12 protein-coding genes are annotated in these 13,092 nt (G+C 34.6%); 4 read left to right on the forward strand and 8 right to left on the reverse strand.

The annotated features are described in order from the left end of the window. Nucleotides 1–81: 81 nt before the first annotated feature. The 6 genes from THEYE_RS08115 to THEYE_RS08140 all read right to left on the reverse strand — a co-directional run bounded on the left by THEYE_RS08115 (nt 82) and on the right by THEYE_RS08140 (nt 8,101). Nucleotides 82–1,905, reverse strand: coding sequence for a carbon starvation CstA family protein (locus tag THEYE_RS08115; RefSeq protein ID WP_012545972.1), 1,824 nt, complete (start codon nt 1,903–1,905; stop codon nt 82–84). Nucleotides 1,906–2,261: 356 nt separating this feature from the next. After that, on the reverse strand, nt 2,262–3,035 hold the full coding sequence (locus THEYE_RS08120) for a LytR/AlgR family response regulator transcription factor (protein WP_012545056.1): 774 nt from the start codon (nt 3,033–3,035) through the stop codon (nt 2,262–2,264). After that, nucleotides 3,010–4,716 carry a sensor histidine kinase gene (locus THEYE_RS08125; RefSeq protein ID WP_012545703.1) on the reverse strand — a complete coding sequence of 569 codons (1,707 nt, stop codon included), beginning with the start codon at nt 4,714–4,716 and terminating at the stop codon, nt 3,010–3,012. Before THEYE_RS08125 ends, THEYE_RS08120 begins: the two co-directional genes overlap by 26 nt. A gap of 42 nt (nt 4,717–4,758) precedes the next feature. Further along, the gene (locus tag THEYE_RS08130; RefSeq protein ID WP_012545759.1) at nt 4,759–5,502 is read right to left on the reverse strand and encodes an ABC transporter permease; all 744 of its coding nucleotides are present in this window, start codon (nt 5,500–5,502) and stop codon (nt 4,759–4,761) included. Next, complete coding sequence (locus tag THEYE_RS08135) at nt 5,499–6,350, reverse strand: ABC transporter ATP-binding protein (protein ID WP_012546238.1); 852 nt, start codon at nt 6,348–6,350, stop codon at nt 5,499–5,501. The genes THEYE_RS08130 and THEYE_RS08135 overlap by 4 nt, the downstream gene beginning before the upstream one ends. Continuing rightward, complete coding sequence (locus tag THEYE_RS08140; protein WP_012545097.1) at nt 6,347–8,101, reverse strand: adenosylcobalamin-dependent ribonucleoside-diphosphate reductase; 1,755 nt, start codon at nt 8,099–8,101, stop codon at nt 6,347–6,349. The genes THEYE_RS08135 and THEYE_RS08140 overlap by 4 nt, the downstream gene beginning before the upstream one ends. A 58-nt stretch (nt 8,102–8,159) precedes the next feature. Here THEYE_RS08140 and THEYE_RS08145 point away from each other — a divergent pair, with 58 nt between their 5' ends. Then, entirely contained in the window at nt 8,160–8,378 is a 219-nt protein-coding gene (locus tag THEYE_RS08145; protein WP_012546012.1) for a DNA gyrase inhibitor YacG, read from the forward strand. After that, entirely contained in the window at nt 8,332–9,135 is an 804-nt protein-coding gene (gene dapB, locus THEYE_RS08150) for a 4-hydroxy-tetrahydrodipicolinate reductase (RefSeq protein WP_012545687.1), read from the forward strand. The genes THEYE_RS08145 and dapB overlap by 47 nt, the downstream gene beginning before the upstream one ends. A 25-nt stretch (nt 9,136–9,160) precedes the next feature. Here dapB and THEYE_RS08155 read toward each other — a convergent pair whose 3' ends face one another. Together THEYE_RS08155 and rd are read right to left on the reverse strand one after the other, a co-directional pair. Further along, a complete protein-coding gene (locus THEYE_RS08155; RefSeq protein WP_012546005.1) occupies nt 9,161–9,646 on the reverse strand; it encodes a ferritin-like domain-containing protein in 486 nt (161 codons plus the stop codon). Nucleotides 9,647–9,660: 14 nt separating this feature from the next. Beyond that, nucleotides 9,661–9,822, reverse strand: a complete 162-nt coding sequence (rd, locus tag THEYE_RS08160; RefSeq protein ID WP_012545616.1) for a rubredoxin — start codon at nt 9,820–9,822, stop codon at nt 9,661–9,663. Between the two features lie 94 nt (nt 9,823–9,916). Between rd and THEYE_RS08165 the strand changes: the two genes are divergently transcribed. Both THEYE_RS08165 and THEYE_RS08170 read left to right on the forward strand, forming a co-directional pair. Further along, entirely contained in the window at nt 9,917–12,127 is a 2,211-nt protein-coding gene (locus THEYE_RS08165) for a penicillin-binding protein 1A (RefSeq protein WP_012546286.1), read from the forward strand. 2 nt (nt 12,128–12,129) lie between these two features. Beyond that, entirely contained in the window at nt 12,130–13,068 is a 939-nt protein-coding gene (locus tag THEYE_RS08170) for a ketopantoate reductase family protein (RefSeq protein ID WP_012545174.1), read from the forward strand. Nucleotides 13,069–13,092 lie beyond the last annotated feature (24 nt).

Genomic DNA, 13,092 nt, shown 5'->3' on the forward strand with positions numbered 1-13,092 from the left:
ATATTGTTTGCATATTTTTCAATGTTTATTTTAAAAAATTTGAAATCGGGTGGCTGTTGAATCCACCCAATTTCTCCAACGTTATTCTGATAGATATTTTGTAGGCGCATCTTTCATAAATGTCTCTTCTGTCTCCTTAATTAATGGAGTTCTACCACTCAGGATACCTATCCATACTCTTACAGAATCTGCAACAATCAATACAACCATTACAATCATCACTGCAGAGATTACAGCAAGCAGATAGTTATTCTTCGGAAGATAATTATTTACAATATTTTGATAACCAGCAACAATCGTAGTCACAAGGAGAAATACCATAGGTACCATTGTTACCCAAATATATTTTGCTTTGCCCATCCTCAAAAGAAATGTTGTTGCTATTGCTAAAGCCATGCCTCCAAGAAGCTGGTTATTTACACCAAAAAGAGGCCAAATTGTGGATATTGTTCCTGTATAAAGGAGATATCCCCAACAAAATGTGAATATTCCACTTGTTGCAATTACTCCGGGCCACCATTTATAATCTCTAAGTTTTGGATAAAAAGCTCCACCTATTTCCTGCATAAGATATCTCCCAACTCTTGTGCCAGCATCAATAAGAGTAAGAATAAATAAAGCTTCAAACATGATTGCGAAATGATACCAGTAACTCATTAAATGCCTTAATCCACCAATTCTTGAGAAAATATCAGCCATACCAACTGCCAGAGAAACTGCACCACCGGGACGACCTGCAAGTTCTTCACCTACAAGTGCAGAAAGATATGGAAGGTCTTGAACCTGCATACCAAGTTTCTGAAACACAGCAGGCGGACTATTAATAGCAAAATAGTCTGCTGTAGGCAACACTGTTGCTGCTATTAATGCCATAAGTGCTACAAAACTTTCTGTAAGCATAGCACCATAGCCAATTGTTCTTATATCTTTTTCGTTTGATACCATCTTTGGTGTTGTTCCTGATGACACAAGAGAGTGAAAACCTGATATAGCACCACATGCAATTGTAATAAACATAAATGGCCAAACCTTACCTGGTATCACAGGACCTCCACCAGAAATAAACTGCGTTGCAGCAGGCATCTGAAGCACAGGATTAACAAGAATTACACCAATAGCAAGTAAAAACATCGTTCCGAATTTCATATATGAACTAAGATAGTCTCTTGGGACAAGAAGTAACCATACAGGTAAAACAGCTGCAAAAAAGCCATAAACAGGAATTAATACTGAAAGCTCTTTTTTACTGAATGTAAAATAAGGTGCAAGGGCTGATTCTTTAATGACAGGACCAAGAACAACGGCAAGAATAATAAGTGCTACACCAATAATACTACCTTCAACAATTTTACCAGGTCTTAACCATTTAAGATAAGCTCCTATGAAAATCGCTATTGGTATCGTTACACCAACCGTAAAAGCTCCCCATGGACTGTTAAAAAGTGCATTTACAACAGCAATAGAAGCGCCAGCAAGAACAATAATCAACAAAAACAAAGTTGCTACAAGAACAAGCCAGTAAGACACAGGTCCTATCTGAGCCTTGGCAACTTCAGCAAGAGATTTACCATTATGTCTTACAGATGCAAATAGAACAACCATATCATGTACAGCACCAGCAAGAACTCCTCCAATCAAAATCCATAGAAAACCAGGGAGATAACCAAACTGAGCTGCAAGGACAGGTCCTATTAACGGTCCTGCACCGGCTATTGCTGCAAAATGATGCCCAAAAATAAGCCATTTATTAGTTGGAACATAGTCTCGTCCATCATTAAGTCTCACTGCAGGAGTTGGACGATTAGGATCAAGGGCAAGAACTTTTGCAGCAATAAAGGCGCTGTAAAACCTGTAGGCAAGCACAAAAACGCACGCTGCTATGATTACCAGCACCAATGCATGCATAAAAATACACCTCCTTTTTTATTTTTGAGACTGTTCAAAAACTTGTAACCTATTGAAATTCAATAAATTACAAGCCCTAAAATTTTTCAATTACCTCCATCTGTCATTCCGAGGAGCGTTAGCGACGAGGAATCTCCTCTTTCCGATTTAAGGAGGAGACCCTTCGCTTACGCTCAGGGTGACCCTAAGGGTCAGATTCCTCGCACCCATTGAGGGTGCTCGGAATGACCTTCAGTAATTGAACAGCCTCTATTTTTATGAAATAATTCTATAGGCAAATGAAGCTATCAACAATAAAAAATTGATGAATAGAAATAATTTCGGGATGAACTGAATATATTTAGGTTGAATAGAAATTAACTGCTAAATTTTATTCCAAGAACTTCTTTGAGTTCTTTAATAATTGATTTGCTTACAGGGAGTTGGATTTTTTTGCCTTCAATCACAAGCCAGTATGTCCCTTTAAACCATGGTAATACTGCCTCAATTCTTTTTAAATTTACAATATAGCTTTTATGCACTCTCATAAATCCCTCTTCTTTGAGCCTCATTTCAAGCTCTGAAAGAGTTCCATCAAAATAATACTCATCTTTTAATGTAAAAATTTTTACTCCTCCTTCGTATGCCTCACAGTAAAGAATGTCCACATAAGGAATGAAACTGATAACACCTGCCTTTTGTTGAACAGGAAGTTTTTTAAAAACTTTTTTCTTTCCAAGAAACTGAGAAAGCTTATTTACAGCGTTATTCCATTCAGTCTGATTATTTTTAAGATTTTCTATTCTCATAATTGTTTTAGCAATTCTTTTTTCTTCAAAGGGTTTGAGAATATAATCAATTGCTCCAAGTTCAAAAGCTTCTATGGCATAATCATCATAAGCTGTTGCAAATACAATCAAAGGAGGTTCATTAAAAGTTGAAAGCATGTTTGCAATTTCAAGTCCTGACATATCAGGCATTTCAATATCAAGAAAAACTACATCTGATTTAACCTTTGAATATAAAAATATACAATCTTTTGCGCTACCAGCCTCTCCAATTATCTGGCATGTAGGAAAATGGGAAAGAATATATATTAATTCTTCCCTTGCATATGGTTCGTCATCAACTACTATGGCTGAAAACAACATCTTTTAGAATAGATTTTTTAGGGATTTTAAATGTCACCTTTGTGCCTAAATTGGGATAACTTTCTATATGAAGCATGCTTTCTTCTCCATAAAACTTTTTAAGTCTCTCATTTACAAGATATAATCCTAATCCAGAATCTTTTTTATCTGGCATTCTATTTGGATGAGTATTTATTCCTATACCATTGTCTTCAACTGAAATTACTGTGCTATCCTCATCATCCAGAATATTAATTAAAATCTCACCACCTTCAAGTTTGGGTTTTAATCCATGCTTTATAGCATTTTCCACAAGGGGTTGAATTGTAAATGGTGGTAAGGTTACATTAAGATCTACTGTGGGTTCTATATAATAATTAACTGTCAATTTATCCCTGTAACGAGCCTGTTCTATTGCAAGATATGATTCTACGTATGAAAGTTCCTCTCTCAACGGAATTTCTTTTTCTTTTTTTAAACTATATCTTAAAAATGTCGCCAAATTAAGAAGTAAATCCTTAGCTTTCAGAGAGTCAATTCTTATAAGAGATATAATTGTATTCAAAGCATTAAATATAAAATGTGGATGAATTTGTGCCTGAAGTGATTTCAACTCTGCCTCTGTCTTAAGTCTTGCAAGGGTTTCAAGTTCAACTATTTCAAGCTGAGTTGAAAATATATGAGCAAGTCCTCTCGCTACCTCAAGATTAACAGTGGTGATACTGTTTTCTCTGTCATGATAAAGTTTTAATGTGCCTATAACTTCGTCCCTTCTTTTCAGAGGAACAATAACAGCGGAGCTTAATTTACATTTGGAATTTCTACAGCCAATTTCTTCTTTTTTATTTGCAATCTGTATTTCCCCTAAACTAATCGCATTCAATGTTGCTTTAGTAAGTAAAGGAGTTCCGGCATGATGATGGTCACTACCTATTCCAACATGGGCAAGTATTTTTTTCTTGTCAGTTATTGCCACAGCTACTACACCAAGACTGTCCATTATAATTGTTGCAATCTTGTTTGCAGAGTATTCATTCAATCCTTGTCTTAAATGTGGTAAGATAAGATTGGTAATATTCAAAGTAGCTCTTGCCTGATTTGCTGCCACTCTTTCCTGATGTTCAACAGCGGATTTTATGATTAGCATAAATATTCCCACTCCTATAGAGTTGACTGTAATCATAGGTAAAGCTATAATTTTTACAAGCTCTAAAGCTTCTGAAAAAGGTTTTGAAAAAGTAAGAATAATAAGCATTTGAACAATTTCACCCACAAAACCTGCTAACCATGCAACATGCCATGGAATCAAACCTTTTTTCCAGTATCTGTAAACAACTCCTCCTAAAAAACCTTCAACAACCGCTGCTAAACCACAGGAAAAAGCTGTAAATCCTCCTATAAAATATCTGTGAATACCTGCTATCAATCCAGCTCCAGCACCTACAACAGGACCACCAAGCAGCCCTCCTACCATAACACCAACAACTCTTGAATTAGCAAGTGCTCCATGAATCTCCACTGCTCCAAAAGTTCCAAGAATGCCAAGACCGCCACAAACAAATGTAAGAATGAATTTATCTTTAATGGTAGGTTTTCTTGATAAAACTCTTCCAAATACAGGCATTCTTGAAACAATAAAAGCCACTGTAGCTATAATGCCAAGCCTTTGTGACAAAATTAACGTTAACTCAAGAATATCCATTTTTTTAAGTATAAAATAAATCTGAAATTGACAGCCACTGTTTCATTCATTATATTTTTTCATTAAAATTGAACCAATAAGAAAAAAGCAAAAACAGTAAAACACTATAACAAACAAGGAAACTATTGCCTCCATATCCAAAAAATTTTTCCTTATTAGAATGTTTGTATGTGTTAAAGGCATTACATAAATAATTGGTTTAAATATCATCGGAATTCTATCAATAGAAAAAAAAGTTCCGCTGAAAAAAGCCATTGGCATTATAAAAAAATTAGAATAGGTAGCAGTATCTTCATGTGATTTTGTTATCATTCCTGTTATCACACCAAGACTGGCAAACATAAAACAGTTTAAAAGTAAAGTTATGACAAAAATCAGAGTTATTGCAAAACTTGATGGAACTACGAAACCTACAGCAATTATAAGCAAAGATGCAAAAAGTCCCTTTACCATACCAGCCATAACCTCTCCTATCATTATTGAAGAAGGTTTTATCGGTGACTGAATATAAACCTGAAATGTCTTAAAATAGAGCCTGCTAAGATTGAGCGAGCTTGCAACCCAAGAATATGAATTATTCATTGAACTCATAGCAACAAGCCCTGGCAGAAGAAATGTTAAATAATCAATCCCTTCACTCAATCTTACTGTTCTTCCTAAACCAAGTCCGAATGTAACAAGATAAATAATCGGTGACATCATTGCTGAGAAAATATATCCTAATCTCAGCAGTTTTCGTTTAAACTGAAGCATCTCTTTGAGGAAAACAGGATACCAGTTTATCATTGTTCTTCCTTAATCTCCTTAATCCTTTCTCCTGTTAGCTTCACAAACACATCTTCAAGATTGGATTTTCTAATCATCACTCCATCACTTCTCTGTCTTGCAATCTCATATGCCTGTTCTCTACTATGACATATTTCACTAATTAGCCTTCCTTCTTTATCAATAAACTCTACAACATATTCGCCAACATCTTTTTTAAGTTCTGCAGGGGTCCCGAGAGCAATTAATTTTCCGTGCGACAGAATCCCTACTCTATCGCACAGTGCTTCTGCTTCTTCAATGTAGTGTGTTGTAAGAAGCACTGTTCTGCCTTCAGTTTTTATTTTTCTTATGATCTGCCAGAGTTCCCTTCTTATATGAGGGTCAAGTCCTATAGATGGCTCATCAAGAAACAATACCTTTGGTTCAGGCAATAAAGCTCTTGCAAGAAGAGTTCTTCTTTGAAGTCCTCCTGAAAGAGTTGATACCACAGAGTACTTTTTCTCTGTAAGTTCCATAATCTTAAGTATTTCATCTATTTTCCTTTTCAAATCCCTGACTTTGTGAAGCATTCCGTAAATTAAAAGATTTTCATAGACCGTAAGTTCCCTTTCAAGATTGTTTTCCTGTGGCACAACCCCTATGATTTTTTTTATCTCAAAAGGGTTATTGATAACATCTACCTCATCAATAAAGCATGTTCCTTTATCAGGCTTTGTAAGAGTGGTGAGAATTTTTACAGTAGTAGTCTTACCTGCACCATTGGGTCCGAGAAGTCCAAATATTTCACCTCTTTTTATATCAAAACTCAGTAAATCCAGTGCCTTTACTTTTCCATAACTTTTTGAGATACTGTCAATCTTTATCATACTGCATCATGAAGTTTTGTTATTCTTGGTGCTCTTCCTTTAACTTCGCAGCATTCTGCAAGATGAGCATCGCTTATTTTAAGAAGTGTTCCCCTTTTTGAGCCATATCTGAATATCGTAATTCCTTTAAGCCCCTTTTTATAGGCAAGAATAAATATTCTTGCGACATCTTCTTTTCTTGTTCTTTGAGAAAGATTGATTGTTTTTGATACGGCATTATCTGTATATTTCTGAAATGATGCTTGCATCTGAATATGCTCTTCAGGAGTGATTTCAAGGGCTGTTTTAAAAAGTCTTTTTATTCTTAAAGGAACTTCTTTCATACCTCTAAGAGTTCCTTTTTGTCTGAGTTGATTTATAAAATCTTCACTGTAAAAGCCTTGTTTTTGTGCAATCTCTATAAGATATTTATTTATTATCTCAAACTCTGTATCAAGTATTCTCTGTTTGTAAGCAAGTAAAAAATATGGTTCTATTCCGCTTGAACAGTCTGCAATTATTGATATTGTTCCTGTTGGAGCAATCGTTGTTGTGGTAGCATTTCTCATTGGGATACCTTTTTTCTCCCATACAGAACCCTTAAAATTAGGAAAAACACCTCTTTCTTGAGCAAGTTCCTGAGATGCTTTGTGAGACTTTTCACTGATAAATTGCATTACTTGTTCAGCTAAGGCAAGGGCTTTTTTATGATTATATGGGATTCCAAGCTCAACAAGGCAATCTGCCCAACCCATTATTCCAAGCCCTATTTTTCTGTTTCCTTTGTGCATTTTTTCAACTTCAGGTACAGGATAATGAGTAACATCAATTGCGTCATCAAGAAATCTCGTAGCTGTTTTTACATCATGCTCAAGCCTTTCAAAATCAATCTTACCTTCTTTAACATACTTTGATAAATTAAGTGAACCAAGAATGCATGCCTCATAGGGAAGTAGAGGCTGCTCTCCACAAGGATTTGTGCTATCTATCTGACCAATATGCGGAGTTGGATTAGACCTGTTTATGGTATCTATAAAAATAACTCCTGGGTCCCCTGTTTCCCATGCAGACTCAACAATTTCATCAAAAATATCTTTTGCTTTCACCTTTCTTACAACTTCTTTAGTTCGTGGATTTATCAACGGAAAATAATCATTTTTAAACAAAGCTTCCATAAATGAATCTGTAACAGCAACAGATATATTAAAGTTGCTAAGACTTTCTATCCTTTTAATTCTTATAAATTCAAAAATATCAGGGTGGTCAACTCTTAAAACTCCCATATTTGCTCCTCTTCTTGCTCCACCCTGCTTTATTATGTCTGAAGCCTTATCAAATATCTTCATAAATGAAACAGGACCGCTTGCAACTCCACCTGTGGAACGAACAACATCACCCTTAGGCCTTAAACTGGAAAAATTAAATCCTGTTCCACCACCGCTTTGAAGAATTAATGCAGCATCCTTAAGTGTCTTAAAAATGGACTCTATTGAATCTTCTATGGGAAGGACAAAGCATGCAGCAAGCTGAGCTTTTGGTTTGCCTGCATTCATTAATGCAGGAGAATTAGGCAAAAATCTCAAGGAACTTATAAGTTCATGAAACTTTTCTTCCCACTCAAAAGAATTTTTTTTATAAATCTTTTCTGCCTGAGCAATATAACTTGAGACTCTCTGAAAAAGTTGTTCAGGATTTTCAATAGGTTCTCCTTTTTCATTTTTTAAGAGATACCTGATTTCAAGAACTGTTTTTGCTCTATCTGTAAAAATCATTTATTATAGTCTATCATATTAAGTTGCAACTTTAGGATATGAAAAATTAAAATTAAACATGAAAATTAAATGTCCTGTATGTGGAAAAGCTGTAGAATATGAAAACAATCCATGGAGACCTTTCTGTTCAAAAAATTGTAAAATTATTGACTTATGGAATTGGTTTCATGAGCACTATTCAATAAAAGTTGAGGAAGTTGATGAAAAAATAAATACAGAGGAGGAAAAAGATGATAAAAATAGCAGTATGTGGCGCAGCAGGAAGAATGGGCAGTAGAATAGTTGCCCTTTCAAGGGATTACCCTGAATTAAAACTCACTGGAGCTATAGAATCAAAAACAAATCCCAAGATAGGCACAGACGCCGGAATAATAGCTGGAATAGGAGAAATAGGTGTAAAAATAGATGATAGATTAGAAAAAGCTATTGACAATGCCGATGTAGTTATTAATTTCACATCTCCTGAAGCTACATTAGAGCATCTGGAAATAGTTAAAAAATTCAAAAAATCAATGGTCATAGGAACAACTGGTTTTAGCAATGAACAGCTTTCTATTATTCAGAAAGCATCAAAGAAAATTCCTATAGTCTTATCTCCTAATATGAGCATAGGAGTGAATCTTTTATTCAAAATCCTAAAAGATGTGGCAAAAGTTCTCGGAGACGACTATGATATTGAAATTGTTGAAGCGCATCACAGAATGAAAAAAGATGCACCAAGTGGAACTGCTATAAAAATGGCAAAAGTTATTGCTGAAGCATTGAATAGAAATTTTGATGAGGTGGCTGTATATGCAAGGAAAGGAATTATCGGAGAAAGAACAAAAAAAGAAATTGGAATCCAGACAGTCAGAGCAGGAGATATTGTTGGTGAACATACAGTTATTTTTGGAGGATTAGGAGAAAGAATTGAGATAATTCATAAAGCATCCAGCAGAGATACTTTCGCAAGAGGTGCTTTAAGAGCCGTTATATGGCTTTATGGAAAACCTGCAGGGTTTTATGACATGGGAGATGTTCTGGGAATTAAATAAAAGGGAGGGTTGTCCCCTCCCAAATTTAGCCTTCAACAATTGAAAACTCTTTCCACATGAACCAATTGCCTGTATCCTTAAGGAAATTGTAGGTTTCAGAAAAAATCTTGTGATGTTGTTCTTCCTCAAAAATTAATCTTTCAAAAAGCTTTTTTTCTTTTTCCGTATTAACTTCCTTCTGAACTTTTTTATAAAACTCTATCCCTTCCTTTTCCATCTCCATTGCAATTTTGAATGCTTCAAGGTCATCGCTCTGAGCTTTAATTCTTTCCATCATTTTGTCTTTCATATCTTCAAATATTGTTTTGACTGTTTTTATTGGATTAGCCTCTTTTATCGTAAGATCAAGTCCTTTAATAACTTCTTCAATCATTTTTATATGATTCTTCTCATCCTCTGCGATTGTAAGAAACATTTTTTTGCCAACAGGATGGGAAACTTTTTCAGATGCCTCTGTATAAAATTTTACGGCGTCTGTTTCCATCTTTAAGGCAATTTCAATGGATTTCATGATATCCTCCTAAATTATTCCTCTGGCTCAAACATATCTTTGGTAGCTCCACAAACTGGACAACTCCATGTATCTGGTAAATTTTCAAAAGCTGTTCCCGGAGCCACTCCATTGTCAGGATCACCCTGAGCCGGGTCATAAACATAACCACATACACTACATTTGTACTTTTTCATAATATCCTCCCTCTTTAATTAAAATTAAATTAGAATTATTATAAATTATTTCGCATCAATTTATCAAAAACTTCATCATGTTATAATATAATTTATGAAACTTAAGATAATCATAATTACCGTAATTGTAATGATTGCTTTTCTTGCGGGTGCAGGTTTTGCATTATTCAGAGATATTCCTTCAATAAAAGATTTTGATAAAGTAAAAACTCCTCATGGAACAAAGGTTTATGCTGAAGATGGAACTTTAATTGGAGAGTTTAAAATTCAAAAAGGCATTTATATTCCCATAAAACAAATACCAAAACATTTAATAGATGCGGTTATAGCAGTAGAAGACTCACGTTTTTGGAAACACAAAGGAATTGACTACATCGGAATAGGCAGAGCTCTAATTACTGATGTTCTTCATATGCAACTTAAAGAAGGAGGAAGCACTATTACTCAGCAGCTTGCTAAAATAATGTTCCTCACTCCAGAGAAAACTATTTCAAGGAAAATTAAAGAAGCCTATTTAGCAATGAAAATAGAAAAAGAGCTTAGCAAAGAAAAAATACTTGAACTTTATCTTAATAACGTTTATTTTGGGCATGGAGCTTACGGAGTTGAAATGGCATCAAGAATTTATTTTGGTAAATCTATAACTCATATAACTCTTCCAGAGGCAGCTTTACTTGCAGGTTTAATAAGAGCTCCTAATTCATACTCTCCTTATAATGATTTAGTTAAAGCAAAACAGAGACAGGAAATTGTTCTTGAAAGAATGGAAAAAGAAGAATTAATTACTCCTCAGGAAAGAAAAAGAGCTTCCTTACAAGCAATTCATTTAAGTTCGTTAAGGATTTCAACTGAAAACTATAACTACTTCCTTGAATATGTAAGAAAACAGCTTGAAGAAACCTTTGACATAGAAAAAATTTATAAAGGCAACTTAAGAGTTTACACTACTCTTGATACCCATGCTCAGGTATCTGCACAAAGAGCATTACAGGAAGGGCTTAGAGATGTTGATAAAAGAAATGGGTGGAGAGGTCCTGTTGGGAAAATATCAATCAAAAATGAAGAAAAAGAAGAAAAAGTATCCTTTACTCCATCACAAGGAGATATTGCAAAAGGTGTGGTTTTATCGGTAACACCTAATCAAGCAATTATTAAGGCAAGAGGGTTAAAAGGTAAATTAAACTTACAAGATGCTCAATGGGCAAATAAGGTAGTTGATTCTTCAGGTAAAATTAAAACATTCAAAAATTTTAAGCTTTCTGATATTCTGTCACCCGGTGATGTAATAATGGTCAGATTTAAATCTGTTGGTAAAGAAATCTTATTTTCTCTTGAACAGGAGCCCGAAATAGAAGGAGCATTGGTTGCAGTAGATCCTCAAACAGGTTATATAAGAGCAATGGTTGGTGGATATAGTTTTCAAAGAGGAGAGTTCAACAGAGCAATTTATGCTAAAAGACAACCCGGAAGTTCTTTTAAACCTTTTGTATATGCCACAGCCATTGAAAAAGGATTTAAACCAGAGGATACTATAGTTGATGAGCCAATTAGTTATAAAACAGGACTTAAAGAATGGTCACCATCAAACTACGATGGAGAATTCTGGGGAGAAATAACTTTAAGAAGAGCATTAGCTTTCTCAAGAAATGTTCCTACTGTAAGATTAGCTGAAATGATAGGAGTTGATTCAATAATAAATCTTGCCAAAAGAGCAGGGATAACATCAGAAATGCCAGCAGACCTAACTATAGCGCTTGGTAGTCTAAGTGTATCACCATTGGAACTAACCTCGGCATTTGCCATATTCGCAAATGGAGGCAAAAAAATAAAACCTATAGCAATAAAATATGTAACTGATGCTTCAGGAAAGATTTTGCTTCAAAATGAACCTGAACTTCAGGATGTAATTTCACCTGAGGTTTCTTATACAGTCACTGATATGCTTAAAGATGTTATTAGTTACGGTACAGGAGCAAGAGCAAACATCGGAAGACCTGTAGCGGGAAAAACTGGAACGAGCAATGATTTTAAAGATGCATGGTTTATTGGTTATACTCCTCAACTTGTCGCAGGAGTCTGGGTTGGCTATGATGATATGAGAAAAAGTCTCGGACATGGAGAAGCAGGGGGAAGAGTATCTGCGCCAATATGGGCACAGTTTATGAAAGAAGCTCTCTCAAACAAAGAACCTCAGAATTTTACTTTATCGCCAGGCTCTGAAGAACCAAAAAATAATTTAAAAACTCCTGAATCATCTAAAAATCCTTCTAATCAAACGATTAATCCTATTGATAAAAGGAATTGAATATGAAAATACTGATTTTTGGATTGGGTGCATTAGGAACAGTTTTTGCCACTTCACTAAAGGCATCAGGCGAAACTGTTTTTGGAATAACAAAAGATAAATACATCGGAAAAATTAACAATAAAACATTAGAAATAAAAGGACTCTTCGGAGAAAAAAGAGCACAACTGGATAATATTTTTACAAGCTCTGAACAAATTCAAGATAGAGATTTAGACCTCATCATTGTTTCAGTTAAAGCCTACGATACTGAGACTGTTATAAATCAAATTAAACACTTACTTGGGCAAAATACTCTTGTTTTACTTGCACAGAATGGGTATGGAAATTATGAAATAGCAAGCTCAGTTATAGGTAAAGAAAGAGTTATACTTTCAAGAATAATATTCGGTGCAAAAATAGTTGAACCTGCAATAGCTGAAGTAACTGTTTTTGCTGATGATATTGTCATTGGACAACCTGACAATATGATTTCAGAAAAAAAATTAAATGAAATTGCTGATATCTTCAATAAAGCAGGACTTCCTACAAGGGTATCTAAGGAGGTTTATGCAATACTTTGGGATAAAATTCTCTATAATTCAGCATTAAATCCCTTAGGAGCAATTCTTGAATGCAATTATGGTACACTTGCCAAACATGAAGAGACAAGAAAAATAATGAATAAAATAGTTGAAGAAATTTTCAATGTTGCAAAATTTAAGAAAATAAAACTTAACTGGGCAGATTATAAAGAATATCTTAATTACTTCTATGAGAAACTTGTTCCCCCAACAGCAAAACATTTTCCTTCAATGTATTATGATATAAAAAACGGTAAAAAAACAGAGATAGATGCATTCAACGGAGCAATTGTAAAACTTGCAAAACAATGCAATTTATCCGTGCCTGTAAATGAAACAATTACAAACCTTGTAAAGGTAAAAGAAAATCTTATATAAAAATAAATAAATTTTCTTTCCATC

The organism is Thermodesulfovibrio yellowstonii DSM 11347 (assembly GCF_000020985.1).
Lineage (GTDB): Bacteria > Nitrospirota > Thermodesulfovibrionia > Thermodesulfovibrionales > Thermodesulfovibrionaceae > Thermodesulfovibrio > Thermodesulfovibrio yellowstonii.